Raw genomic sequence first — 23,933 nt, forward strand, 5'->3', positions numbered from 1 at the left:
CCAGGAAAATCGGCGACGACACAGTCCCCGGCCACTGGGCCGAACGGGGCACGCCCGCCCTATTGCAAGCCACTCGCAATAAGGGTGGCGGGGGAATTCACTCTTCCGGCGCACCGAGCTCATCGGGAGGGCACCTACTGCCGCAGAGACTCCCGGTCACGGTGGCGGGCGCCTCCTGCGCTACCAGCTCGGACTTCTGCGTAATCAGCCATTCCGGTCCCGCCGGACACACCGCCGCTCTCTACGCGGCCCGCACTCAGCTCGAGCCCCTGCTGTTCGGCAGCTCGATCTTTGTGGGCGGCTCGCTGACCGCGACGACCGAGGTCGAGAACTTCCCCGGCTTCCCGGATGGTGTCGACGGTCCGGTCCTCATGGAGAACATGCGAGTCCAGGCCGAGACGTTCGGCGCCGAGATGGTCGACGACGACGACATCGTCTTCGTCCACCTCCCCGGAGAGATCAAGGAATTCACCGACTCCGAAAGCGTCGTCCACCGCGCCAAGGCCGTGATCATCGCGACCGGATCCGGCTACCGCGAGCTCGGCCTTTCGAACGAGGAGAAGCTATCCGGACGAGACGTTTCCTGGTGCGCCACGTGTGAGGGGCTCTTCCTCCGCGACAGCGACACCGCCATGGAGGAGGCCACCGTCCTGCTCCGCTTCGCCCGCTCTGTCACCGTCGTCCACCGCCGATCGACCCTGCGCGCCTCCCAGTTCATGCGGAGCCCTGCCTTCGCAATCGACGAGATCTCCTTCGCGTTCGACAGTGAGATCGTCGAGATCAAGGAGGAGAACGGCATGCTCGGCGCAGTGGCCCTGTGCAACACGCCGACCGGAAGATCCGTGAACCGGCGGCGACCGGCCTCTTCATGGCCATCGGATACGACCCCCGCACCGCGCCTTTTTGCCGGCCGGCTCTACCTGGACGACGAGGGCTACATCACAGCGGAGTCCCCCTCGACCGTACGAACCTCCCCGGGGTCTTGCCGCTGGCGACGTGGTCGGCCACACCTACCGCCAGGCCGTCAGGGCCACCGGAACCGGCGCCTCAACAGTCCTCGACACCAAGCGCTACCTCGACGCACTGTCCACGCCGGCTTCAGGAGCGAGTCGGAATCCCTTCTCGCAGCCTGACTCCTTGTGCCGGCAGGGACCTCTTGATCGAACCCGCCAGCACGGGCCACCCGGGTCCTCGTCTGCGCCGCTTCTTCCTGCGCGCCGGAGCCAACGCGGTGATGCCGACCCCTGATGCTTCTGTCCTGGTGGGCAGTCACTGGGGGCGTCGGCGACTTTCTCGGCAAGATCGGTGAAGGGTACGGGGCAGCACGCGCTGGACGCGCAGACGGTCAGGTCGTCGCACCCGGCCGCGACGGCTGCGGCCGGCGTGGTGCGGATCGTGGTCAGGTCCGCGATCTTCGCGTCGACCTCGGCGAGCTTCGCTGCCGCCCGCTCCTGCAGACCGGAGACCGGTCGGCCGTGACGGTGACGGCCGGTCCCGCCGCCACCTCGATGCGAACGCTGCACGAGCAAGGCCGCGCCCTTCCCGAGGCGCAACGCCGGGCGTAAGAGCCGACCATCCGCGCCGCCCTACCGAACCACGGAGTGCGAGAAGACGGTGTCCCGGCGAAGACCGACGCCCTGGCTGCCACCCTCGCCCAGGCCGAGCAGGCATGCCACGACCCCGAAGCCCTCCTGGGACAGACCATCGACATGCGCGAACTCGGCACCGCCGCCGACGTAGATGACGTCCTGGTCTGGCGCTTGCGCCGCATTGCCCAGCTCCCCGCCCACCCGGGTGCAGCTTCCCGCCGCCCGAAGGACGGCACCAGCAACCCGAAAGCCTCGGCCAACCGCACCACCAGCCGAACGACACCCGCGACCGGAGTTCGCCCCGTCGCCTCCACTCCACGAAACCGCCCACCACGCCGCTGACGGCGGTCCGGCGCGCTGGCCATCGGTTCGCCGGACTCCGAGAAGTCCCTGGACAACCGGTTCCACCGGCTGTTACGGATGGAAACAGAAGGACCTCGACCGGGAGATGACGCTCGTGCTCAGAACCACCGACCGCCCCGCGAAGTCGACACCCGCGCAGCCTGTCCTCCCCGCCGGCACCGATCCCTTGCTGCAACTCGCGTACGAGACGCAGCCGCCCAGCGGCCCCGGCGCGACGCGCTGCCTCAGCCACCCTCGCGAACTCGCCCTTCGCGGGATCCCTGTGACGTGCACGGCCTGCCGTGCCCGGCGGGACTGGCTGCTCATCAACCACGGCCGCAACGTCTGGGTCTGTTGCCGCTGCAGCAATCAGTGGCTCGAACCCGAGATCAGCCGCGCCGACTTCGACGCCCTGATCGCGATCCCGGACGGAACGATCTACCCCAGCGTCGAGCAGGGACTGGCCGCCTTGGGGTTCGACGGGGCCTTCGCCGGTACGTACCTGTACTAGACGGCGGGGCCCGCAGGTTGCCCGCCCCAGTCACCCGGGCAGGAGCATGTCGAAGCGTTGTGGACCGGCGTCCGAGTGGTTCTGGGCGACGGCCCACCTCGACGCGCCCGCTGGCAGGCGGCTGGCACAGCTCCTCACCTGCCAGCCGACGACCACCGAGCAAATCCTCGCCAGGTCTTGCACACAAGTCACATCCTGCCCTGAAGGAAGGACACCGCACGACAGCACTTTCGCTGAGTTCGGTGGAGTCGGCGACGGTGGTGATTCTCGCCCGCCCTCCGGGGCCGGGCCCGCGGCCCAACCGCCGACAGTACCAACCGGATCATCTGGATCTGTGAGCGCCAGAGCGTACGGCTGTAGCGACGCACGTCACTTTCTGGAGGTCGACAGTGCCGCCGCAGGCAGCCGTTGCTCCTCGGAGTCTCGTGGCACCCACAGCCCGAACTGGCGCTCCAGATGGTCCATAACCTGCGCTGACCTCATCGCCTCGTCGTCCGACGGCCAGGCGAAGGCTGTTGGCTCGTCACCGTCGTTGTACTTTGGAATTCCGGGGTCGAAGGATGACAGAACACGGCCGTCGACCGCGTATTCCACTCGCTCCACGGCGTTCACGTCCCGGCTGACTGCGATGACGCGGGTGCCCTGGGAAACCGTAGGGAGGTAGTTCCTGGCCGAGGTGTACGACGTAGAGGCCTGGATCGCGAAAGACCACCGATCGATAGACCCGGCCCGGACGACCGCGTCGGTCTCACGCCGCAGGAACCCGAGCTCTTCCACGGCGTCGACGTCTAGGTTGTCCAAGTAGTCGAGGTCGTAAGGTTCGTCCGCCGCGTTGCGGACCTCGATTTCCTGGGCTTCAACCCTGGTGAGCGGGAAGACGGACTCGCGCCGGGCGCCGAGTCGTTCGAGTACCTCTTCTGGTGTGAGATTTTCGCAGAAGATGAAGCTGTATCCGAGAGGGTAAGCCTCACACACCCAGCGGAGTCCGTCCGTCATTTCAGTGTCCTGTCAGCATCGTGGTGGGCACGTATTTGGTCTGGCCGTGAAGGGTACCCAGCGGGGTTTGTAGATGCTGGGATACCGGTAATGTGTGGATTGCTCAGAAGTCCCGCTGTCGAATGAATTGACGTTATAGCTGAACGCGAAGTGCGTTCCGTCGGAGTTCAGCTGTGAGTGAATGTGGGGCGTTGTAGGCATAGACATTCTCGTCTCCGTATGTGCCCCATGGTCCCCCCTCCGGCATCCTGTACACCTCGACCTGGTTGTACCGGCTGAGGTACCGACGGGCGGCAGCGTTAGGGCGCCGGTCCACGGATCCTGGCCATCGTCATGGCAGCCGGTGAGGTAGTTGCATTCCGTGTCGACGGAGACGAGCACCGAAGCCATGAAGGGGTCCATCCGGTCGATCCGCATGGAGAAGTCCTCCGTGAGTTCCGTGGCTCGCGGCGCGGTGTTGATCTCTTGTGAGGTGGTGATGTCCGCAGTGCCGAACTTGCTGCCGTCCGTCTTGTAGACGATGACGTACCAGTACCGGACGGAGCAGATGCTGAATCGGGTTACCTGGACGATGTTTGTGCCCCCCTCGCACCAGACAAACTCATCGCAGCTGTAGCCGCGCTCGATGCTTGGAGGTCTTTCCTTGACCTCCTGAGGCTTCTGATCTGCCTCCTTCTGGCTCTTGAAGCTCTGCTTCGCAGCTTCGGGGAGGGGCTCGGTGGTTTCCGTAGGGGCTTCTTGCCTGCGCGAACTGCTCTGTCCGGCATTTCCGGCGGAAGGGTCAGGCGGTCTACCGGAGTTGCCGGGGGCTGAGAGTGCTGGGCTCTGCGCGGCGGCTAGGAGGGTGATGGCCACGCAGAGCATGAGGAAAGTACGTCTGAGGCGCACGCGTCTAGACCACACAGGAGTACGTCCTTTTCTCCCAGAAGCTCGCCGGAACTGGTCAGGCGGTAGATGCTGAGCCGGACTGCCGCTGGGCGAAGCCCCAGTTCGCTTGCGAGAGCGTCGGCGGGCTGGTGGGGAGATTCTCGTAGTCGGCGGAGGACGGCGCGGTCGTTCGCGGCATCCTGGTACCGGCTGACGAGGTAAGCGCCGATGCCACCGGCCGCTACGGCGAACAGAGCGACGCTGCAGACGGCGAAGTTGTGCTGGACAGCGGCGGCGATGGCGATGACCGCCCCGGCAACGCTGAGCAGCGCCGAGCCTACGAGCAGCCTGGTTCCCAAAAGATTGACAGGGGCATGACTAGTGTCTAGTTTCCTCAGCGGCTGCGGTGTCACATCAGACCCCCCGCCCTCGGGAGGACGCACATGGCCACATCGTTCGTCACTCATCGCGCACTCGATGGCGGGACGTACCACCTGGAGGGCGACGTCGACCTCCGGTCCCCGTGCACGTCGGCCGTCGAGGTGGTGGCCGGTGGCCGGCTGGTCGAATTCACCGCCGGTCCGGCCTCTCTGGGGGACGATGTCGCCGCCTCCCTGGGCATCGAGTCACCCGAATCCGAGCTCACCTTCCAGAAGGGCACCCTGCGCATTTTCCGGTCGGTCGAGCGCGAGCCGCGCTCGGGGCTCGTGGAGCGGCCGTCGCTCGTCGTGTGGCGTGGCGAGCGCCACTCACTCGTGACCCGGCTGTACGGCATGGGCGTGGCCGAGGTGCTCGGGCTGCTCCGGTCGGTGCGTATCGGGGAGAGCGAGCACGGGCTCACCCTCCAGCCGGATCCCTCGGCCGGAAGCTCCTTCGCGCGGCCCGCGACGCTGATCAAGGAGGTGTCCGGCCTCGGGCTGCTGGAGCTGTCGCGGCGCACGAAGGAGCACACCGCCCAGCTCCCGCCCTGGAAGGGGGTGGCGGTCGCGTCCGGCGAGCTGTTCCGCGACACGCTCTCCGACGGCAGCCCGTTCTTCGTGCTCGCCTCCACCGCGATCTGGGCCACGGTGGTGCCACTGGCCTCGACTCCTGTCGAGCGGGTACCCGAACTCGTCGGGCGGCTCACGCTCCGGCACATCGGGTGATCCGCCGGTGATCGGTTTCTACGGCGGGCTGACCGCCTCCCTCGTCATCCTGACCCTGCTCGTGGGCGCGGGCTCCCACGCCGCCAGTCCGGCCGCGCTGGGCGACGCGCTGTGGGCGCACGGCGTACTGGGCCCGCGGCTCCGCCGGTTGGCGGCCGTCATGCTGCCGGTCGCGGAGGGGGTCCTGGGGGCGGCCGGCGCGGCCGCCCTCCTGACGGGTCACCAGCGGGGGCTGCAGACCGTACTCGCCGCGGGGGCCGCCCTCTTCGGGCTCTACGCCGCCTACACGCGGTATGTCCTCGCCCTCGGCCGAGGGGGGCCGTGCGGGTGTTCCGGCCGGGATGTGCCGCTGAGCCGCTGGGTGACCCGGCGGGCCGTGGCCCTCGCCGTGCTCGCGGTGACCGGCGCCATCGTCGTCGGGGCCGGCCCCGTGCGGCTCTCCACGGCGGAGCTGATCACGCTGGTGCTCGCGGCTCCCGCCTGCACAACGCTGCTGTGGTACCTGCCCGTTGCCATGCACGAGCCGACCGCAGCGTCCGTCAACCGGCCGACCAGAGCCACTGTTCACCAGCAGGACAAGACCACCGTGCACCGGACCGCCGAAGGAGGGCCAACGCGATGGATTTCACCACCAGCGCCCTGATTGCCTCGTGGGCGGCGATCGCGCTGCTCGCGCTGGTCGTCTCGGGACTGATCAGGCAGGTGCACCAGCTGTCACGAACGCAGCCGCACCGCCCTGGGCGAGTGGGCATCGCCCCCGGCGCACCGGCTCCCGGCCTCGATGCGGCCCGGCCCGATCCGGCAGGGCTCGACGGCCTCCTGACACCGGGCCGCGCCGCGCTGCTGCTCTTCCTCGACGCGGACTGCCGCACCTGCGTCCAGGTGCTCGCCGAAGCCGGCGCCTGGACGGTCCGCCAGGGCGACGCGGCCGCCCCGCAGGTGCTCGGGCTGTACGCGGGCGCCGGGCCGCAGGCCGAGGAGGGCGCCGTCCCGGTCAGGGACCACCGTCCGGAGCTGTTCACGGCCTACGACATCCCCGCCACCCCCTACGCGGTGGCCATTGATCCGGAACTCCGGATCGTGCGTTCCGAGCCGCTCGGTTCACCCACCGCGCTGCTGCGGCTGCTCGACGACATCGCACCCGCAACGCCGAGGAGCCAGTCGTGACCTCACTGGACGACGTGCCCACGCTGCGCCGCTCAGGGGGCGGTGGCCGGCGCCCCCGGACCGGACGCGGGGTCCTTCCCTCCTTCGCGCCGTCCAGGCGCACCGTGCTGCAGGCGGCGACCGCCGCGGGCTTCGCCGCGCTGGGAGTGTTCTCCGCGGCCCGGGAGGCGTACGCCGACGGATACGAGATCTGGACCGGTGCCTGCCCCAGTTACGCCGAGGACCACAACTGCTCCCCGGGCTGCGGGCCCAGCACCATCTATGCCGACGCGTGCGTGACCTCGGGGACGAACACCGGCTTCCACCGGACGGACGGAGTCACCTGGACCCTGCGGCCCAACCAGTGCTACGCCGGTACCTACGACGGCTGGCTGTGGCGCTACAGCGCGGCTTGCGGCAGTTGCGGCTGCGGTATCGAGCGGCGGTGTCACGACGGGTACCGCAACACCGGCTCCGGCTGGGTGAAGTCCATCTGCCGCTGGACCACCGACTGTGACTGCCCCGGCTCCGTCACCTGGCCGACCATCGGCCGCGGTGCCACGGGGCCCGACGTCTTCACCGTCCAGCATCTGCTCACCCACCACGGCCACCCCACGGATGTCGACGGCATCTTCGGTACGGACACCGAGGCGCAGGTCGACGCGTTCCAGTCGGCGAACGGACTCAGCCCGACGGGCAGCGTCAGCGCGGCGACCTGGCCGGTCCTGGTGGTCACCGTGCGCCAAGGAGACGTGAACGATGCCGTACGGGCCGCGCAGCGGCAGCTCAACAAGCACGGTTCCGCGCTGACCGCCGACGGCAACTTCGGTTCGCTCACCCGGCAGGCCGTCATCGCGTTCCAGTCCCTGCACGGCCTGACCGCCGACGGAGTGGTCGGCCCGAACACCTGGCTCACACTGACCGGGACGGTCTAGGTGGGCGAGCCCGTCCGTCCTGCGGACCGGCCGAGCGGCGCCCGTGCCGTACGGGCGCTGCTCACCCACCCCGCTCTGCCCGTGGCGGCCCTGGGGATCGCGGTGATCGCTGCCGTCCTCCATGTCCCCGTGCTGACCTGGGCGATCACCGGTGGTCTGGCCGGCTACTCGCTCTCCGGCTCCGTTTGAACGCGTAACAGCGCTTTCGCGCTGGCCTCGCCAGGTTGGCGGGCAACGTACAGACAGGCGCTGGTCCTCGGCGTGTTCACCTGCGGTCTGCTGGCCGGCGGGGTGCTTTCGGCCGGGGTGCTGTGGCTCGTGTCCGGTCTCTTCACGCCGGTTCCGGTCGGCGTGCGGCAAGGGATCATCGTGGCCGTCGCGCTGCTCGCCGCGCTGCGCGACGCGGGCAAGCTGTCGCTGCGGCTGCCGCAGAACGCCCGGCAGATACCGCAGGACGTCCTGCGGCGTCATCTTGCGCGCGGAGCCCTGCAGTTCGGCTTCGAGCTCGGCACGGGCGTGCGCACCTACGTCTCGGCGAGTGCGCCGTACGCGATGGCGGTAGCGGTGCTCCTGTCCGGGGGCTCCTTCGCGCCCGCTCTGGCCGCCGGACTCGGCTTCGGAGCCGGCCGGGCACTCACCCCCGCCCTGCGCAGGCTCTCCGGGGGCGGGGAGCGCTGGGACGACCGGCTCGCGGGGTGGCTGAGCGGCATGACCGTCGTGTGCTCCGTGCTGGTCGCTGCCGCAGCCTGCGCGGTCCGGCAGTAGTGGCTTCGCCCTGCCTCGGACAGGATCCGGGCACCTCCTCGTACCGGGTGACGTCTGCAGGCGGGTTGCGCCGTAGGTCTGGTCCTGTGGCAGATGGTGATGGTGTGGACACGTCACGGTGAGGGGCGTCAGACTCGCCTCAACCCTCTTGCGGGGAACCGGGAAGGACTCACAGCGGAGGCGCCATGCTGAGGCGTACGATCCAACTCCCTCCAGTTGTTGTCATGTGCATGACTTCATCGGTGGGGGGAGTGCCGGCCATCGCTGCCCCTGCCCAGGCCGACGCGTGCTACCGCTGGGGCCGCACCCTGTACGAAGGCATGTCGGGAGACGACGTGACCCAGCTGTAGATCCGGGTGGCAGGGCATGCCGTCCACGGCGAGGTCCTCTCCGTCGGGCGGCATCCACGGCAACCAAAACGACCGCACCCACATGGACGGAAGCACCAGCCGCTCCTGGTCAGCCCCCGACTGCGGGGTCCGACCGGCACATCGCCACCGCACGCGCACCCTCCGCAGCGTGCGCGGCCGATCAGGCTCCGACTCCGGACACGGGCAGACGCCGCCCGTGTCCGGGCCTGAGCAGACCTGCCGCGTCGCTCTCCCCCTCGCATTCGTATAGGAGTGAACCGATGTCCTCCCGGATCCCCTGGCGCGCCCGCGCCGGCATCGCCCTGCTGGCGGTCGTCGCCGGTATCGGCGCGTTCGCCGCCCCCGTCCAGGCCCAGGCAGATTCCCGGCCCGCGAGCCTGCAGAGCGTCACCTACCACGGCTACCGCATCGAGGTGCCCGCCGACTGGCAGGTGGTCGATCTGGCCGAGAACCCGCGTGCCTGCCTCCGGTTCGACAGACCCGCCGTCTACCTGGGTGAGCCCGCCGAACAGAACGACTGCCCCGCCGGAGTCGTCGGCCGTTCGGCGGGCATCGTCGTGGAGCCCATCACCGCCCGCTCCGCCGGCCAGGCGACGGCGGCGACCGCGCGGACCCAGCGCGGCAAGGCCGTCGCCCCGTCCGCCGCGTCCAGCAACGACACCATCCAGATCGCGGTCGAGGACGCCGGCGTCCTCGTGACCGCCGCCCACACAGCGGAGACGGAGAACCTCGTACGCGGCGTTCTCGCCTCCGCCGAGCTCACCGGGGGCGCCGAGCGCACCGCGCTGCCCCGCGCGGCCCAGCGCTCCGACGCCACCCCCCTGGCCGCGGCCGGACCGCAACCCGGCAGTTACCAGGGCAAGGGCTTCGACGCCTGCACCGCGCCCTCGCAGGCCGCGATGAACGCCTGGCAGGCCGGTTCGCCGTACAGCGCGGTCGGCGTCTACATCAGCGGATCCTTCCGCGGCTGCGCCCAGCCGAATCTGACGGCGAGCTGGGTGACCAGCCAGACCGGCAACGGATGGCGTCTGTTCCCCATCGACGTCGGCCGCCAGGCGCCCTGCACCAGTTACTCGCTGAAGATGTCCACCGACCCGGCCACGGCCAAGTCCCAGGGCGTCACCGCGGCCGCCGGTGCCATCACCGCCGCATCGAACCTCGGTATCCCGGCGGGCAGTGCCATCTACAGCGACATCGAGGCGTACACCTCCACGGCCTCCTGCAAGGCGTCCGTGCTGTCGTACCTGTCCGGCTGGACCGAACGGCTGCACAGCAGCGGCTACCTGTCGGGCTTCTACTCCAGCGCCGCCTCCGGCATCAAGGACGCCGCCGCCGAGTACAACAACGGTGCCTACACACGCGTCGACCATCTCTTCTACGCGTGGTGGAACGGCGCCGCCGACACCAACACCGGTACCTACGTGCCGTCTTCCTACTGGTCCGGCCACCAGCGGATCCACCAGTACGCGGGCGAGGTCACCGAGTCCTACGGCGGCTACTCGATCAACATCGACCGCGACTACCTGGACGTCGGCAACGGCTCCACGCCCACGCCCACCTGTTCCGGGGCGAACCTCGACTTCACCGCGTACACCACCGTCCGGAGCGGCTCGACCGGAGACCGGGTCAAGGCGGCCCAGTGCCTGCTCAAGGCCGCCGGCTTCGACCCGGGTACCCCCGACGGGATCTTCGGGCCCGACACGACCGCCGCCGCACGCAACTTCCAGTCCAGTAAGGGGCTCACGGCGGACGGTGCGGTCGGCACGAAGACCTGGACGGCCCTGCTGTCCCGCGGATCCACCCCGACCGTCCAGAACGGCTCGACGGGAGAGGCCGTCACCCGGCTGCAGCGCGCCCTGACCGCCGCGCTCGGCCGGACGGTGGCCATCGACGGCGTCTTCGGCTCGGGCACCGGTCAGGCCGCACGTGACTACCAGTCCTCGCGCGGGCTGGGCGCCGACGGCATCGTCGGCCCGGCCACCTGGGGCGCCCTCCAGTCCGGAAAGTGAGCAGACGAATGAACAGGAATGTGAGGCAGACACCGTGAGACGACTCGTACGCATCATCACGCTGTTCACCGCTCTGGCGCTGTTCCTCGGGCCCGGTGTTCCCGCGCAGGCCTTCCCGCAGGCGGTATTCCCGCTGACCAGCAACGGCAGCCGGGGTTCCGACGTCGTCGCGCTGCAGCACCTGCTCGCCGCGCACGGCCGCCCCGTGGCGGTGGACGGCGCCTTCGGCTCGGGCACGCGGAGCGCCGTGGTGGGCTTCCAGCAGTCCAAAGGTCTGACCGCGGACGGCGTCGTCGGGCCCGCCACCTGGGGCGCCCTCGCCGTCACCGTCCGACAGGGCGACAACGGGCCGGCCGTGAAGGCCCTCCAGTCGCTGCTCAACGCCAAGCGGGGCACCGGCCTCTCGGCCGACGGTGCCTTCGGACCCGCCACCGGCACCGCCGTCCGCACCTTCCAGTCCCATGCGGGAATCGGCGCGGACGGCGTCGTCGGGCCGGCCACCTGGCAGAACCTGCTGTGGCACTACGAGAACATCGACTTCGGCGGCAGCACGATGTGCGCACAGAGCCCCGACGGCAACGCGGGTGCCCACTGGGCGACAGCCGGCGCCGTCGGCCAACTGGAGGCCGCCGCCGCCACCTTCGCCTCGACCGGGAACGGCAGACTCCCCGTCGGTGACGCGGGCTTCGAGCACGGCGGGGACATACCCGGCCACGCGAGCCACGAAGTCGGGATGGACATCGATGTGTGGCCGGCCCGCATCGACTCGGCCCAGTGCACCGCGGGGCGTATCACCTGGCAGTCGAGCACCTACGACCGGGCTGCCACCCGCCGACTCGTGCAGGAGATCCGGGCGAAGGCCCCCGGCCACGTCCAGCTGATCTACTTCAACGATCCGCAGCTGATCTCGGAAGGGCTGACCACGAGCTACCCGAACCACGACAACCACCTGCACATCCGCTACCGGTAGCGGGCCGGCCGCGGGCCCGGGGCTCGGCCCACGGACCCGCGGCCGTCCGCAGCGCTCAGCGGATCATCAGCGTGGTGCCTGCCACGGCGGGCACCAGTTCCCCGATGACCGGATGTCCGGGTACCTCCCCGGCGATCAGCAGCCCGCCGGAGGTCTGCGCGTCGGCAAGCAGGTGCAACTCGTCCTGGCTCGCCCGGCCCGCGTCGAGGTGCGGGCGCACCCAGTCGAGGTTGCGCAGGGTGCCGCCGCTGACGTACCCGGCCCGAAGGGACTCCCGGGCACCGTCGAGCACGGGGACGACGGCGGCGTCCACCACGGCCGTGACGCCGCTTGCCCTGGCCAGCTTGTGCAGATGGCCGAGCAGCCCGAATCCGGTCACATCGGTGGCGCACACGGCGCCGGCCTCCAGGGCACCCGCGGCTGCCCTGTCGTTGAGCGCCGTCATGCTGGCGACGGCGTGCGCGAAGACCTCCCCGGTCCGCTTGTGGCGGTTGTTGAGTATGCCGACACCCAGCGGTTTGGTCAGGGTCAGCGGCACGCCCGGCCGGCCGGCGTCGTTGCGCAGCAACCGGTCCGGATCCACCAGGCCCGTCACGGCCATTCCGTAGAGCGGTTCCGGGCTGTCGACGCTGTGGCCGCCGCCGACGAAGCAGCCGGCTTCGCGGGCTGTTTCGAGTGCGCCCGCCAGGACCTCCCGGGCCAGCTCCGCGGGCAGTACGTCACGGGGCCAGCCCAGCAGATTGAGCCCGACGACGGGCCGGCCGCCCATCGCGTAGACGTCGGAGAGAGCGTTGGCCGCGGCGATCCGGCCCCAGTCGCGGGCGTCGTCGACGACGGGTGTGAAGAAGTCAGCCGTCGACACCAGGGCGGTGCCGTCACCGGTGAGCACCACCGCGGCGTCGTCACCGTCGTCGAGTCCGACCAGCAGCCGGTCCTCGTTCCCGCCGAGGGACTGTCCGGGATTCAGGGGCGGCAGCAGTCCCGCGACCATCGCCTCCAGTTCCCCCGGAGGGATCTTGCAGGCGCAGCCGCCGCCGTGTGCGAACTGGGTCAGCCGCACAGGCGCGACAGGTACGGAGGCAGGGCCAACTGGCTTCATACGGCGATCATTTCACCTCTTGCCCCAGGAGTGTGCGGGGACCACAATCTTGCTCCGGAGGCGTTGGGTGGGCTGGTGCCCCTCCCGATCTTCAAAATCGGTGTGGTCCGGGAACCGGGCCAGGCGGGTTCGATTCCCGTCCGCCTCCGCTGACTTCGATCGGGGTGGCACGGGTGGCGGACAGGACGGAGGAGCCGCCTGCGGACATCCGGAGGCAGGTGCCGAGCACCACGGTGCTCCTCGGAGACCCCCGGCTGAGCGAGGCGTCCGCACGGCTGGGCAGGCCCATCGTCAAGGCCGCGGTCGGCACCGCCCAACAGCTCGTACGCGAAGGGCGGATCGGACCGGCCGACGCGGTCCATGCCGTACTGGCCGCGCTCCCCGCGCACACCGGCGGACTGAGCCCCGTGCACAACGCCACCGGCGTCGTACTGCACACCAATCTGGGACGGGCCCCGCTGTCCAGGTCCGCACTGGAGGCGATGGCGGCGGCCGGCGGATACACGGACGTCGAGCTGGACCTCGGCACCGGCAGACGGGCGCCACGTGGCCGCGGAGCCATGGCCGCCCTGCGGGAAGCGGTGCCGGACGCGGAGGCGGTGCACGTGGTCAACAACGGAGCCGCCGCCCTGGCACTGGCGGCGGTGACGCTGGCCCCGGGGCGCGACATCCTGCTCAGCCGGGGCGAGTTCGTGGAGATCGGCGACGGCTTCCGGATACCCGAACTGCTGGTCTCCTGCGGGGCACGGATACGCGAGGTCGGCACCACCAACCGGACCCGTCTCGGCGACTACGCGGACGCCGCCGGCCCGGACACCGGATTCATCCTCAAGGTCCACCCGTCGAACTTCACGGTGAGCGGCTTCACCGGGGGAGTGGAGGCCGGGGAACTGGCGTCCCTCGGCCTTCCCGTCGTCGTCGACATCGGCTCGGGCCTCCTCGCTCCCGACCCGGTGCTGCGGGACGAGCCCGACGCGGCCACGGCCCTGCGCGCCGGAGCCACCCTGGTCACCGCGAGCGGGGACAAGTTGCTCGGCGGGCCGCAGGCCGGGCTGGTCCTCGGTGCGGCCGCCGTCGTGGAACGGATGCGCCGCCATCCGCTGGCCCGAGCCCTGCGCGTGGACAAGTTCACCCTGGCCGCGCTGGAAGCGACACTGCGCGGTCCCGAGCCCCCCGTGCACACAGCCGTGCACCTGCCGCTGCCACAGCTGCGCATCCGCACGCTGCGCATGGCCGAGGACGCTGCCTGCCGAGGTCTGGACGCGCGCGTCGTACCCCACGAGGCGGTGGTCGGAGGAGGAGGCGCGCCCGGGACCGTTCTGCGGTCCTGCGCGCTCAGCATCCCCGAAGGCCTGGCAGAACCCCTGCGCACCGGTGAACCGGCCGTGCTCGGGCGGGTGGTGCGCGGCCGGCTGCTCCTGGACCTCCGGTGCGTACCGGAGGAGTGCGACAGCGCCGTCCTCGCAGCTCTGCTGCGTGCGGCGGGGCGCTGATCATGCGGGTCATCGCGACGGCCGGGCATGTCGACCACGGCAAGAGCACACTGATCCACGCGCTGACCGGCACCCACCCCGACCGGCTGGCGGAGGAGCGGCGTCGTGGCCTGACCATCGACCTGGGCTTCGCATGGACGGATCTGCCATCGGGCGAGCGGCTGGCATTCGTCGACGTACCGGGACACGAGAGGTTCGTGCCCACTATGCTGGCCGGCGCGGGGCCCGTGCCCGCCGTGCTGTTCGTGGTCGCCGCCGACGAGGGCTGGAAGCCCCAGTCCGCAGAACACCTTGCCGCGGTGGACGCCCTCGGCGTACGGCACGGCCTGCTCGTCGTCACCCGCTGCGACCTGGCCGACCCCGGTCCCGCCACGGCGCAGGCACAGGACCGGATCCGGTCCAGCACCCTCGGCGGCGTCGACACCGTGACGGTCAGCGCCCGCACCGGCGCGGGACTCGCCGAGCTGCGTGCCGCCCTCGACAGGCTGGTCGCGCGACTGCCGGAAGGGGACGCCGAATCCCCGGTGCGGCTGTGGATCGACCGGTCCTTCACCGTGCGCGGCAGCGGGTTGGTGGTCACCGGCACCCTCGGGGCGGGGCGGATCCGCAGGGGCGACGTCCTGGTGACCGCCCGCTCCGGCCGCCCTGTGCGCGTCAGGGGGCTGCAGGCGCTCGGCGAGGAGACCGGCCTGGTGCGGGCCACCGCCCGCGTGGCGGTCAACCTCCGGGGCCTCGACAAGGAGTCGACGGGCCGTGGTGACGCCCTGCTCACACCCGAGAGCTTCCTGCCCTGCCTGAGCTGCGACGTGCGCGTACACCCCGGCGGAACGCCTGCCTCGGAACTGCCCCGCGCTGCTGTCGCCCACATCGGCTCGGCGGCCGTGCCCGTACGCGTACGGCCGCTCGGTCCGGACCTCGTCCGCCTGACCCTGCCGGAGCCACTTCCGCTGCGCATCGGCGACCGCGCGGTGCTGCGCGATCCCGGCCTGCGACGGGTGCTCGCCGGTCTGACGGTGCTCGACCCCCAGCCACCGGAACTGCGGCGCCGAGGCGCGGCGGCACGGCGGGCCGCCGAGCTGGGCGACGCCCACGGCGCACCGGCCGAGGCCGCCGAGCTGCGGCGCCGACTGCTGGTCAGACGGGGGGAGTTGACTGCGATGGGGGTGGCAGTCCACACCGCACCCGTCGTGGGGGACTGGCTGGCCGACCCTGCACACTGGGTCTCCTTGCGCGCCCGGCTGGCCGAGCTGGTGGCGGCGTACCTCTCCGAGCGTCCCACCGAGGGCGGCATACCGGTGGAGGCCGCCCGACATCGTCTGGGGCTGCCGGCGGTCTCCCTCGTGGAGGCACTGGTCACGCCGCCCCTGCGGATGAGCCACGGACGCGTGACCGCCGGGCCCGCGGCACAGCCCGCCTCGGTGGCGGACGCGGTGCGCCGGCTCACCGCTGAACTCGACGGGCGGCCCTTCGCCGCCCCCCTCGCGCAGCGGCTCGCGGAACTCGGCTTCGGCCGCCGAGAGCTCGCCGCGGCGGTGCGCCACGGAGCGATACTGCGGCTCGCGGAGCACGTGGTGCTGCTGCCGGACGCCCCGCGACTGGCGGCCGGTCGGCTGAGCGAACTCGACCAGCCGTTCACCGTGGGAACGGCGAGCCGCGCCCTGGGCGCCACCCGACGCGTCACCGTTCCCCTGCTGGAGCACTGCGACGGTCAGGGCATCACCCAGGTGCTCCCTGACAAGCGCCGCCGGTGCACGCACCGGCGGCAGCCGACGTGACGGCAGGGTGCGGTCGTCTCTCCGGACAGGGCGGGATCCCGGCCGAACCCGTGGCCAGGACCGTCATCGGGGGAGGGCGGGCTCTTAACGGGACTCCCAGGAAATGGGCCCTGCGTGGTACCCGGACCGGAGGTCTGCCGGCCGAGCATGACGTCCGCGGAAGCCCTTACCCGGCCGGCCGCGGTCTCCCTCACGGCGTTGAGTCAGGGCGTGGCCGACCCCGCTGTCTCGTACGGAGCCGCATGGCATGGAGTGTGGGGCGGGCGTAACGTGAACCGGGGGCGAGATACGGCATGCGGGAGTTTGCATGCGTCATTCCGACTTGCCGGGAGGTAGCGGCATGGTACGGGGTATCCGCAACACCATAGGAATCATCCTGGCGGTCGTCGGCGCTGCGGCGGCCCTCTGGGCGCCATTTCGCAGTTGGTACAACGGTCGGGTCGGACACGATTTCCGTGTCTGGGAACTCTTCACCGGAGCCGGCGTGACGGACTCGGGCGCGGGACTGTTCGCGTCCATGTTCCTGCCCCTCCTGGTCGGCGCGGTCCTTGCGGTTCTCGGAGTGGTGTTCCGATCGCGACTGCTGGTACTCACCGCCGGAATCATCACCCTCGGGTTCGCTGTCCTTTGGATGGTGCGACAAGGGCAGGCTGAAGGCAGTCTGACGGTCACGGGCGACAGCAACGGGCTCGGCAGCGGAGTGGGGCTCGCCCTGCTCGGTGGTCTCCTCATGCTGATCGGCGCGGCCGTGATGGGTGGCCGGGAGCGCGTGGCCGTGCGCAAGGCGCGCCACGAGCGGGACCAGCAGGACCGGAACGCGTTGGACCACGAGGACCGGGACAGTCGCGGCGCCGAGGCCGAGCGCCCGTACGGCATGGCCGCCCGGGACCAGGAGACAGGGGACGTGGCCGACGCCGGTTCCACCCGCCGGACGGCGTCGGGCATGGGCGGTCCACCACAGCGCGTGGTCCGGCGGCCGGAGCAGCAGGCGTCGGCACCGCGCGGTCGGCCGGTCCCGGCAAGGGACTCGGGCGGCGTCGATCGAGGGCGCGAGGGTTCCGACCGTACGCAGTACGAGCAGGACGATGGGGCCGGTGGTTCCCACGACTCGAAGAAGGGCCGACCGGGACAGTCGGACGGGACGCAGTGGTGACAGGCTCAGGAGGCGTCCGAGAGAGCCGACGAATCCAGCTCGGCCACCGCCGTCCCCTGGTCGGCACGGCAGTCATGTGAGACGGTAAAAGAAGGACCCGGACCATGGGCAGCAGTTTTTCCTGCTGTCCATGGTCGGCCGAACAGACATCAGCGCGTGCGAGCTCTCGAAATCTCGCATGCAGCCGCGCCAGCACCCCAGCCCCCGGTGCGCGCCGCCCGATCATTTTTTTGGGGGCCACGCCCGTGCGACCGTCTACGAACTCCAGGGAAGACTACGAGCGGGACGCTGTAATCTCCCGAGAGCCGCAAGGTGCCGAGCAGGAAGTACTCCATCTCCGCCGCGAGGTGGACGGGCTGAGACGAGCACTCCAGACCCGTCCCATGATCGACGTGGCGCTCGGCATGGTGATGGCGACCGAGGGGTGCTCGTTGGACGAGGGCCTGGCTGATCATGGTGAATTCCTCCCAGCGAACCAACACCAAGCTCCACACGCTCGCACTGCGCCTCACGGAAAGTTCCGCGAGCCCGATATCGCCCGGGATTCAGTACGGCGCGCCGCCTGCCCCGTCCCGTAGCGAAGACGCGGCGCCGCCGGAACACATCAACTCAGTGGCGACATGACTCCGGTGCAAGCGGCATGCCCGGGTGTTGGCCAGAGAGGTTCGCGCTCATGACTGCACAAGTCTTCGTCCGTTCCGAGCGCCCCGAGCGCCCCGAGCGGACGACCGGGAGTGACTTCGCCCGGCTGTCGAAGAAGATCGCCGACCATGGTCTGATGACCCGGCGCCCCGGCTACTACGTGGCCCGCATCGCGGCGGTGACCGCACTCTACGCAGGAGGCTGGACCGCCTTCGTCCTCGTCGGCGCCAGTTGGTGGACCCTGGCCGTCGCCGCCTTCCTGGCCGCGACCTTCGGCCAAGTAGCCCTACTGGCCCATGACATCGCCCACCGTCAGGTGTTCCGGCTGCGCAAGGCCAGCGAGATGGGGGGAAGGATCGCCGCGAACATCGGCATCGGCATGGGATACGGCTGGTGGCAGGAGAAGCACACCCGCCACCACGCCAATCCCAACCACGACGAGCTCGACCCGGACATCGAACCCGACCTGATCGTCTGGTCCCAGGGCCAGGCCCGCTCGGCCCAGGGGCTGCCCCGCCTGATCGGCCGCTCGCAGGCCTATCTGTTCTTCCCCCTCCTCACTCTGGAGGCGTTCAACCTGCACGTGGCGGGTGTACGGGCGCTGGCAGACCGCTCGCTCAAGCATCGGCCACTGGAGGGAGCGCTGCTCATCGGTCACTTCGCGGTCTACCTGACCGCACTGTTCCTGGTGCTGCCGCCCGGCATGGCGATCGCCTTCCTCGCCGTTCAGCAGTGCCTCTTCGGTGTGTATCTCGGCTCGGTCTTCGCCCCCAACCACAAGGGCATGCCGATCCTGACAGGAAAGGATCGCCCGGACTTCCTGCGCCGCCAGGTCCTCACCTCACGCAACGTCCGGGGCAATTGGTTCACCGACATCGCGCTGGGGGGACTGAACTACCAGATCGAACACCACCTCTTCCCGAGCATGCCCAGCCCCAACCTGCGCAGGGCACAGATCATCGTGCGGCGGTACTGCGAAGAGCTGAGCGTCTCCTATCTGGAGACGGGCCTGATCACCTCGTACCGGCAGGCGCTCCGCAGCCTCCACGAGGCGGGCGCCCCGCTGCGCCGCACCCGGGTCGCCGCCTCCTGAGCGTCGCTCCTCCGTACCCTCCGGGCGGATGGGGGAGCAGCGCCCTGGCAGGTGACGTCCACGTAACAGCCACAGCCGGGACCAGCCCGAGCAGTGCTCGGCCCCGCCGCCGGACGTAAGAGGGACGGGGCCCCATACCGGGTTGCCCACCGTGGCCTTGGGGGGCCGCAGAAGGCAACCGGAGTCGGCAGCGCCGTGGCCACGACAGGCCTCCTCGCCACGGCGCTGCCGCATATAGCCGACCGAGCGTTCGCCCCGGGCCGTTCCACCAGGCCCCCCTCCCGACCGGCAGGCTCGAAGGGAGGATGGCTGATGCAGATTCCCCCCACCCTGACCGGTACCGTCGGCTTTCTTCTCGGCTCGGGGTCCCGCACCTCCGGTCCGGACGAGACCTCCGCGAAGCGCTTCGAAGATCGATCCCCTGCCTCGCCGGTATGATGGGAAGTCCGAAAGGTGGCCGCCTGTGCTCAGCCCCGAGATGACCCGGATCCTTCGGGCCCTCCACACGAGCGTCGGGTCGGGGCTGGACGTCGGCTGTGTAACGGTTCTCGGCATGGACCATCTCGTGGTGTCCTTGGTGGTCGAAGGCCACATCACCGAACAGATGTGGTCCTCCGACTCCGTGGGCGCCTCGTTCGAGGACCTCCAGTTCACCTTGGGCCAGGGCCCCGGCCCGGATGCCCTGCGCACCGGTCAGACCGCCGTGGAGCACGATGTGACAGCGCTGGGAGTGGCACGATGGCCCACCCTCGTCCCGGCGATGGCCCATCTGCCGATCGGGGCCATGTTCTGCCTCCCGCTGGCCCTCGGCGGCATCTCCGTCGGCGTTCTCACCGCGCTCCGCGCGTCCCCCGGGCCCATGAGCGGCCAGGAGATGGACGACGCCCTCGGTCTCGCAGCAGCCCTCACCCTCCAGCTCCTCGGCGGGGCAGGAACGCGAGGCGAGACCTGGTTCGACGAGCAGCCGGACGGAGAATTGCACCGGGCAGTCGTCCACCAGGCCACCGGCATGCTCAGTGTCCAGCTCGCCGTTCCGCTGGGCGAGGCACTGCTCCGCCTGCGCGCGTACACGTACAGCCACGACCGTTCCATCATCGAAGCCGCTGAAGACGTCGTCTCCCGGCGGCTTCGACTCGACGACGACCGTCCGGAACCCGAATCATCCAAGGAGACGAGGGGATGACATCCATGTCCCGCGAGCAACAAGTGTCAACAGTGTTCGTGCAGGTCGCGGACTCCCTCATCGATGACTTCGACCTCATCGAATTCCTTGAGGAGCTGTGCGCCCACTGCGTCAGCCTGCTCGACGTCTCCGCGGTCGGCATTCTCCTCGCCAACGAAAAGGGGCTCCTGCATACGATCGCCGCGTCGGACCAGAACACGCACCTGCTGGAACTCTTCGCCATACAGCACGACCAGGGCCCCTGCCTCGACTGCTACCGCACCCACGACGCACGTATCAACATCGACCTGCACGATCCCGTGGCCAACGAGAACTGGCCCGCGTTCGCCGACCAGGCCCGGCGCAGCGGCTTCCAGACGAGCCACGTCTTCCCTCTTCGCCTGCGTGACCGTGCCGTGGGGGGATGAACCTCTTCCACACCGGCCGGCAGTCGCTGACCCACCAGGACGCCTCACTCGCCCAGGCACTCGCGGACATCGCGACGATCGCCATACTCCAACAGCGCGACCTGGGACAGGAGCAGTTGGAGAAGACACAACTGCAACGCGCCCTGTCCAGCCGCATCGTCATCGAGCAGGCCAAGGGGATTCTCGCCGAACGCTGGAACGTCACTCCCGACGCGGCGTACGACGCTCTGCGCACCTATGCCCGAGCACGCCGACTACGCATCTCCGACTGCGCCCGCCACATCATCGAGCAGACCCTCGACACCGACGAGATCCCGCACGTCTAGCATCCTGCGGACGTGCACCGTCCCTTGCGGCCCGGACGTAGCTTCGGCGGTGCGCCAACCGCTATGACCGCGAAGGTGTTTGGGCTCGGCGATCGGGGGCAGATGCTTGGTTCGGAGTGCTTAGGCAGACAGGCACACACTCACGGGAGCGGTCTCTCCGACCATCCTGAGGTGTCCCTTGTCATGGCCCCTCCCGTGCTGTAGACGATCAGCAGCCATCGGGAGATGCGAATGCGCAGCACATCGCAACACCCTCGGATTTCCGCCGACGCACCGGAACAAGGACTTCGGGCGCTGTCCGGCACGGCAGGCGCACAACTGTGTGCGCGCGGGGTCTTCACGTCAGCGTCCACGGCCGGGGATCCGACCATGCCGATATCCGCAGAGGCTCCGGCCGCGATCGCCGGCATCGCTCCGGCGACACTTCCGCAGATCGCGGATCCCGCGAAGATCGCGCCGAAGGACGCACGGGTGCTGGGGTCCCTGTTCTTCGAGCAGTTGCAGGTGCTCGAAGAGGGCACACCGGAGCACCAGTACGCCCGGAACACGCTGATCGAGATGAATCTGTCCCTGGTGCATTTCTCGGCGAGGCGATTTCGCAACCGTGGCAACGGTGAGATGGAGGACATCGTCCAGGTCGGCACGATCGGGCTGATCAAGGCGATCGACCGCTTCGAGCTCAGCCGTGAAGTGGAGTTCACCTCCTTCGCCATCCCCTACATCGTCGGGGAGATCAAGAGGTTCTTCCGCGACTCCACCTGGGCCGTCCACGTGCCGCGCCGTCTGCAGGAGCTTCGCGTCACCCTGGCCAGGACCCGTGAAGAACTCGCCGGTCGGCTCGATCGCGACCCCAGCGTCGCCGAACTCGCCCAGCACCTGGACCTCACCGCGGACGAGGTCATCGAGGGACTCATCGCCTCCAACGGCTACACCGCCGGCTCCCTGGACCTGCCCATCGGCGCCGAACGCAACGGATCCGAGACCGTCACCTACGGAGAAGTGAAGGGCTGCGTCGATCCGGCCATGGAACTGGTCGAGAACCTCCACGCGCTGGCGCCGCTGCTGGAGGATCTCGAGGACCGGGACCGCGAGATCGTAGCCATGCGCTTCGGTCAGGAGATGACCCAGGCCCAGATCGGTGAGCATCTCGGCATCTCCCAGATGCACGTCTCCCGACTCCTGACCCGCCTGCTGGCCGAGCTCCGCAGGAGCATGCTCAGCCAGAACTGAGCATGACCGGCCCTCACAGGTACGAAGTGGCTGCCCGCGACGCCCGACGGCGTCGTGGGCAGCCACCGGGCTCATGGCGGACGGTAAACCGGGGCGGACAGTGGGACACGCCCTGAGCTCCGGCCACCCTCCTCCCCAGCGCTCACGACCCAACTCGCGCTCGTGCGCTGCCGGGTGAAGGAGGTCGAGTGTGAAGCCGCCCCCAGCCGCGACGACCCGCCGGTGCACCGCGTCCACGCCGTCGCGGGTGGCGGGTGCCGGGCTCCTCAGAGCGTCTGCCAGATCCGCGTCAGCGAGGACGTGGTGAGGACCTGGTCCGGACGTCCCTGTCCGGCGAGGCGGCCGTCCTGGAGCAGGAGGCAGGCGTCCGCCGCGCGCGCCACGTCGAGGTCGTGTGTGGCCTGGACGATCGTCACCCCGTCGGCGACGAGCGCCGTCAGCAGCGCCCCGATCCGGTCCCTCGCCTCCGGGTCCAGGCCGGTGGTCGGCTCGTCGAGGAGCACCAGGTCCGATTCCTGCGCCAGCCCCTGGGCGATGAGCGCGCGTTGCCGCTGCCCGCCCGAGAGCTCGCCCAGTTGGCGTGAGGCGAGGTCGCCGATGCCGAGCCGGTCGAGCATCGCGTCCACGGTCGAGTGGTCCCGTGCAGTCAGCCGCCGCCACGGACCGCGCTCGCCCCAGCGCCCCATCTCCACGGTCTGCCGAACGGTGAGCGGAAGAGCGTCGCCGACCGCTCCGCGCTGCGGTACGAAGGCGGGCGGCCGGTCACTGGTGCGGAGGAGGTCGCCGGATGTCGGCTTGATCACACCGGCGAGTACGCCGAGCAGGGTCGACTTGCCGCTGCCGTTCGGTCCGACGAGTGCCGTCGTCGTCAACTCGACTATCTCTCCGCTGACTTGATGGAGCACTGGGCGTCCTGGATAGCCGGCGCACAGCCCCGAGAAGCGGAGTGCGGCGGTCCGGTCGAGGGGCGAGGCGGAGGAGAGGCGCGGTGTATTGAACATGATTTTCATTGTAGTCTCCGGGGCATGGATTGGTTGACGGTCCCGTTCGAGGTGACCTTCGTGCAGCGTGCCCTGTGGGGCGGAATGCTGGTATCCGCCATCTGTGCGTCGGCGGGCACCTGGGTGGTGCTGAGGGGGATGGCCTTCCTCGGTGACGCCATGTCCCACGGGCTGCTGCCGGGTGTCGCGGTCGCCGCGCTCCTCGGGGGCAATCTGATGGTGGGCGCGGTGGTCAGCGCCGCCGTCATGACGGCAGGCGTCACCGTGCTGGGCCGTACACGCAGGCTGTCGCAGGACACCGGCATCGGGCTGCTGTTCGTCGGAATGCTCTCGCTCGGCGTGATCATCGTGTCGCGCTCGCAGTCCTTCGCGGTCGACCTGACCGGCTTCCTCTTCGGGGACGTCCTCGCCGTCAGGCAGCAGGATCTTCTCGTGCTCGCGGCGGCGTTGCTCGCGGCGCTGGCGGTGTCGGTCTTCGGTCACCGCGCTTTCCTGGCCCTGGCGTTCGACTCGCGCAAGGCCCACACCCTGGGACTGCGGCCGCGCCTGGCCCACGCTGTGCTTCTGGGCCTGCTGGGCCTGGCGATCGTCGCCTCGTTCCACATCGTGGGAACGCTGCTCGTCCTCGGACTGCTCATCGCGCCGCCGGCGGCCGCTCTGCCCTGGGCCCGCTCCGTGAGCGGGGTCATGGTGCTCGCCGCGCTGCTCGGCAGCCTGGCCACGTTCGGCGGGCTGCTGCTGTCGTGGCATCTGGGTACCGCCGCCGGTGCGACTGTCGCGGCCCTCGCGGTGAGCCTGTTCTTCCTCTCCCACGTGCTGTCCGGTCTGCGTGACCGTCGTACGCGTCGGGCCCCATCGACGCCGCCCCCACTCGAAGTCAACTGA

23 protein-coding genes, 1 tRNA gene and 1 pseudogene are annotated in these 23,933 nt (G+C 69.8%); 21 read left to right on the forward strand and 4 right to left on the reverse strand.

Annotation, left to right across the window (positions count from 1 at the left end):
* Positions 1 to 161 precede the first annotated feature (161 nt).
* From ACH4UK_RS30895 to ACH4UK_RS30905, 3 genes and pseudogenes are all read left to right on the forward strand, one after another.
* Positions 162 to 1,104: pseudogene (locus ACH4UK_RS30895) on the forward strand (NAD(P)/FAD-dependent oxidoreductase); the annotation flags it as partial.
* Positions 1,105 to 1,601: 497 nt separating this feature from the next.
* Entirely contained in the window at positions 1,602 to 1,931 is a 330-nt protein-coding gene (locus ACH4UK_RS30900) for a hypothetical protein (protein WP_398361581.1), read from the forward strand.
* A gap of 106 nt (positions 1,932 to 2,037) precedes the next feature.
* Positions 2,038 to 2,442, forward strand: coding sequence for a hypothetical protein (locus ACH4UK_RS30905; RefSeq protein ID WP_398361583.1), 405 nt, complete (start codon positions 2,038 to 2,040; stop codon positions 2,440 to 2,442).
* Between the two features lie 369 nt (positions 2,443 to 2,811).
* Here ACH4UK_RS30905 and ACH4UK_RS30910 read toward each other — a convergent pair whose 3' ends face one another.
* Both ACH4UK_RS30910 and ACH4UK_RS30915 read right to left on the reverse strand, forming a co-directional pair.
* The gene (locus ACH4UK_RS30910) at positions 2,812 to 3,438 is read right to left on the reverse strand and encodes a DUF6461 domain-containing protein (RefSeq protein WP_398361585.1); all 627 of its coding nucleotides are present in this window, start codon (positions 3,436 to 3,438) and stop codon (positions 2,812 to 2,814) included.
* A 12-nt stretch (positions 3,439 to 3,450) separates the two neighbouring features.
* Complete coding sequence (locus tag ACH4UK_RS30915) at positions 3,451 to 4,293, reverse strand: hypothetical protein (RefSeq protein ID WP_398361587.1); 843 nt, start codon at positions 4,291 to 4,293, stop codon at positions 3,451 to 3,453.
* A 455-nt stretch (positions 4,294 to 4,748) separates the two neighbouring features.
* Between ACH4UK_RS30915 and ACH4UK_RS30920 the strand changes: the two genes are divergently transcribed.
* From ACH4UK_RS30920 to ACH4UK_RS30955, 8 genes are all read left to right on the forward strand, one after another.
* The gene (locus tag ACH4UK_RS30920; RefSeq protein ID WP_398361588.1) at positions 4,749 to 5,450 is read left to right on the forward strand and encodes a hypothetical protein; all 702 of its coding nucleotides are present in this window, start codon (positions 4,749 to 4,751) and stop codon (positions 5,448 to 5,450) included.
* Between the two features lie 7 nt (positions 5,451 to 5,457).
* A complete protein-coding gene (locus tag ACH4UK_RS30925; protein WP_398361591.1) occupies positions 5,458 to 6,093 on the forward strand; it encodes a MauE/DoxX family redox-associated membrane protein in 636 nt (211 codons plus the stop codon).
* On the forward strand, positions 6,069 to 6,617 hold the full coding sequence (locus ACH4UK_RS30930; RefSeq protein WP_398361592.1) for a hypothetical protein: 549 nt from the start codon (positions 6,069 to 6,071) through the stop codon (positions 6,615 to 6,617). Before ACH4UK_RS30925 ends, ACH4UK_RS30930 begins: the two co-directional genes overlap by 25 nt.
* Positions 6,614 to 7,531: a peptidoglycan-binding protein gene (locus tag ACH4UK_RS30935; protein WP_398361594.1), complete on the forward strand. Its 918-nt coding sequence runs from the start codon at positions 6,614 to 6,616 to the stop codon at positions 7,529 to 7,531. The genes ACH4UK_RS30930 and ACH4UK_RS30935 overlap by 4 nt, the downstream gene beginning before the upstream one ends.
* A complete protein-coding gene (locus ACH4UK_RS30940; RefSeq protein WP_398361596.1) occupies positions 7,532 to 7,720 on the forward strand; it encodes a hypothetical protein in 189 nt (62 codons plus the stop codon).
* A gap of 72 nt (positions 7,721 to 7,792) precedes the next feature.
* Entirely contained in the window at positions 7,793 to 8,296 is a 504-nt protein-coding gene (locus ACH4UK_RS30945) for a hypothetical protein (protein ID WP_398361597.1), read from the forward strand.
* 631 nt (positions 8,297 to 8,927) lie between these two features.
* Positions 8,928 to 10,676 (forward strand): glycoside hydrolase domain-containing protein, encoded by a 1,749-nt coding sequence (locus ACH4UK_RS30950; RefSeq protein ID WP_398361599.1) that lies wholly within the window; start codon positions 8,928 to 8,930, stop codon positions 10,674 to 10,676.
* A 34-nt stretch (positions 10,677 to 10,710) separates the two neighbouring features.
* Positions 10,711 to 11,646, forward strand: a complete 936-nt coding sequence (locus tag ACH4UK_RS30955) for a penicillin-insensitive murein endopeptidase (protein ID WP_398361601.1) — start codon at positions 10,711 to 10,713, stop codon at positions 11,644 to 11,646.
* Between the two features lie 55 nt (positions 11,647 to 11,701).
* On the opposite strand, the gene selD is transcribed toward ACH4UK_RS30955, so the two are convergent.
* Positions 11,702 to 12,745, reverse strand: a complete 1,044-nt coding sequence (gene selD / locus ACH4UK_RS30960; RefSeq protein WP_398361603.1) for a selenide, water dikinase SelD — start codon at positions 12,743 to 12,745, stop codon at positions 11,702 to 11,704.
* Positions 12,746 to 12,801: 56 nt separating this feature from the next.
* Here selD and ACH4UK_RS30965 point away from each other — a divergent pair.
* From ACH4UK_RS30965 to ACH4UK_RS31005, 9 genes are all read left to right on the forward strand, one after another.
* Positions 12,802 to 12,895 (forward strand) — tRNA-Sec (locus tag ACH4UK_RS30965).
* Between the two features lie 68 nt (positions 12,896 to 12,963).
* Positions 12,964 to 14,238 (forward strand): L-seryl-tRNA(Sec) selenium transferase, encoded by a 1,275-nt coding sequence (selA, locus tag ACH4UK_RS30970; protein WP_398361605.1) that lies wholly within the window; start codon positions 12,964 to 12,966, stop codon positions 14,236 to 14,238.
* Positions 14,239 to 14,240: 2 nt separating this feature from the next.
* Positions 14,241 to 16,013: a selenocysteine-specific translation elongation factor gene (gene selB / locus ACH4UK_RS30975; RefSeq protein WP_398361607.1), complete on the forward strand. Its 1,773-nt coding sequence runs from the start codon at positions 14,241 to 14,243 to the stop codon at positions 16,011 to 16,013.
* A gap of 484 nt (positions 16,014 to 16,497) precedes the next feature.
* On the forward strand, positions 16,498 to 17,166 hold the full coding sequence (locus ACH4UK_RS30980) for a hypothetical protein (RefSeq protein WP_398361608.1): 669 nt from the start codon (positions 16,498 to 16,500) through the stop codon (positions 17,164 to 17,166).
* 673 nt (positions 17,167 to 17,839) lie between these two features.
* The gene (locus tag ACH4UK_RS30985; protein ID WP_398361610.1) at positions 17,840 to 18,901 is read left to right on the forward strand and encodes a fatty acid desaturase family protein; all 1,062 of its coding nucleotides are present in this window, start codon (positions 17,840 to 17,842) and stop codon (positions 18,899 to 18,901) included.
* A 463-nt stretch (positions 18,902 to 19,364) separates the two neighbouring features.
* Positions 19,365 to 20,084, forward strand: a complete 720-nt coding sequence (locus ACH4UK_RS30990; RefSeq protein ID WP_398361612.1) for a GAF and ANTAR domain-containing protein — start codon at positions 19,365 to 19,367, stop codon at positions 20,082 to 20,084.
* Positions 20,081 to 20,491: a GAF domain-containing protein gene (locus ACH4UK_RS30995; protein WP_398361614.1), complete on the forward strand. Its 411-nt coding sequence runs from the start codon at positions 20,081 to 20,083 to the stop codon at positions 20,489 to 20,491. The genes ACH4UK_RS30990 and ACH4UK_RS30995 overlap by 4 nt, the downstream gene beginning before the upstream one ends.
* On the forward strand, positions 20,488 to 20,817 hold the full coding sequence (locus ACH4UK_RS31000) for an ANTAR domain-containing protein (RefSeq protein ID WP_398361616.1): 330 nt from the start codon (positions 20,488 to 20,490) through the stop codon (positions 20,815 to 20,817). The genes ACH4UK_RS30995 and ACH4UK_RS31000 overlap by 4 nt, the downstream gene beginning before the upstream one ends.
* Positions 20,818 to 21,186: 369 nt before the next feature.
* A complete protein-coding gene (locus tag ACH4UK_RS31005) occupies positions 21,187 to 22,047 on the forward strand; it encodes a SigB/SigF/SigG family RNA polymerase sigma factor (protein ID WP_398361618.1) in 861 nt (286 codons plus the stop codon).
* A gap of 266 nt (positions 22,048 to 22,313) precedes the next feature.
* Here ACH4UK_RS31005 and aztA read toward each other — a convergent pair whose 3' ends face one another.
* Positions 22,314 to 23,057, reverse strand: a complete 744-nt coding sequence (aztA, locus tag ACH4UK_RS31010; RefSeq protein ID WP_398361620.1) for a zinc ABC transporter ATP-binding protein AztA — start codon at positions 23,055 to 23,057, stop codon at positions 22,314 to 22,316.
* A 15-nt stretch (positions 23,058 to 23,072) separates the two neighbouring features.
* On the opposite strand from aztA, the gene aztB reads away from it, so the two are divergent.
* Positions 23,073 to 23,933, forward strand: coding sequence for a zinc ABC transporter permease AztB (aztB, locus tag ACH4UK_RS31015; RefSeq protein ID WP_398361622.1), 861 nt, complete (start codon positions 23,073 to 23,075; stop codon positions 23,931 to 23,933).

It is taken from the genome of Streptomyces sp. NPDC020884, assembly GCF_044333935.1.
Taxonomy (GTDB): domain Bacteria; phylum Actinomycetota; class Actinomycetes; order Streptomycetales; family Streptomycetaceae; genus Streptomyces.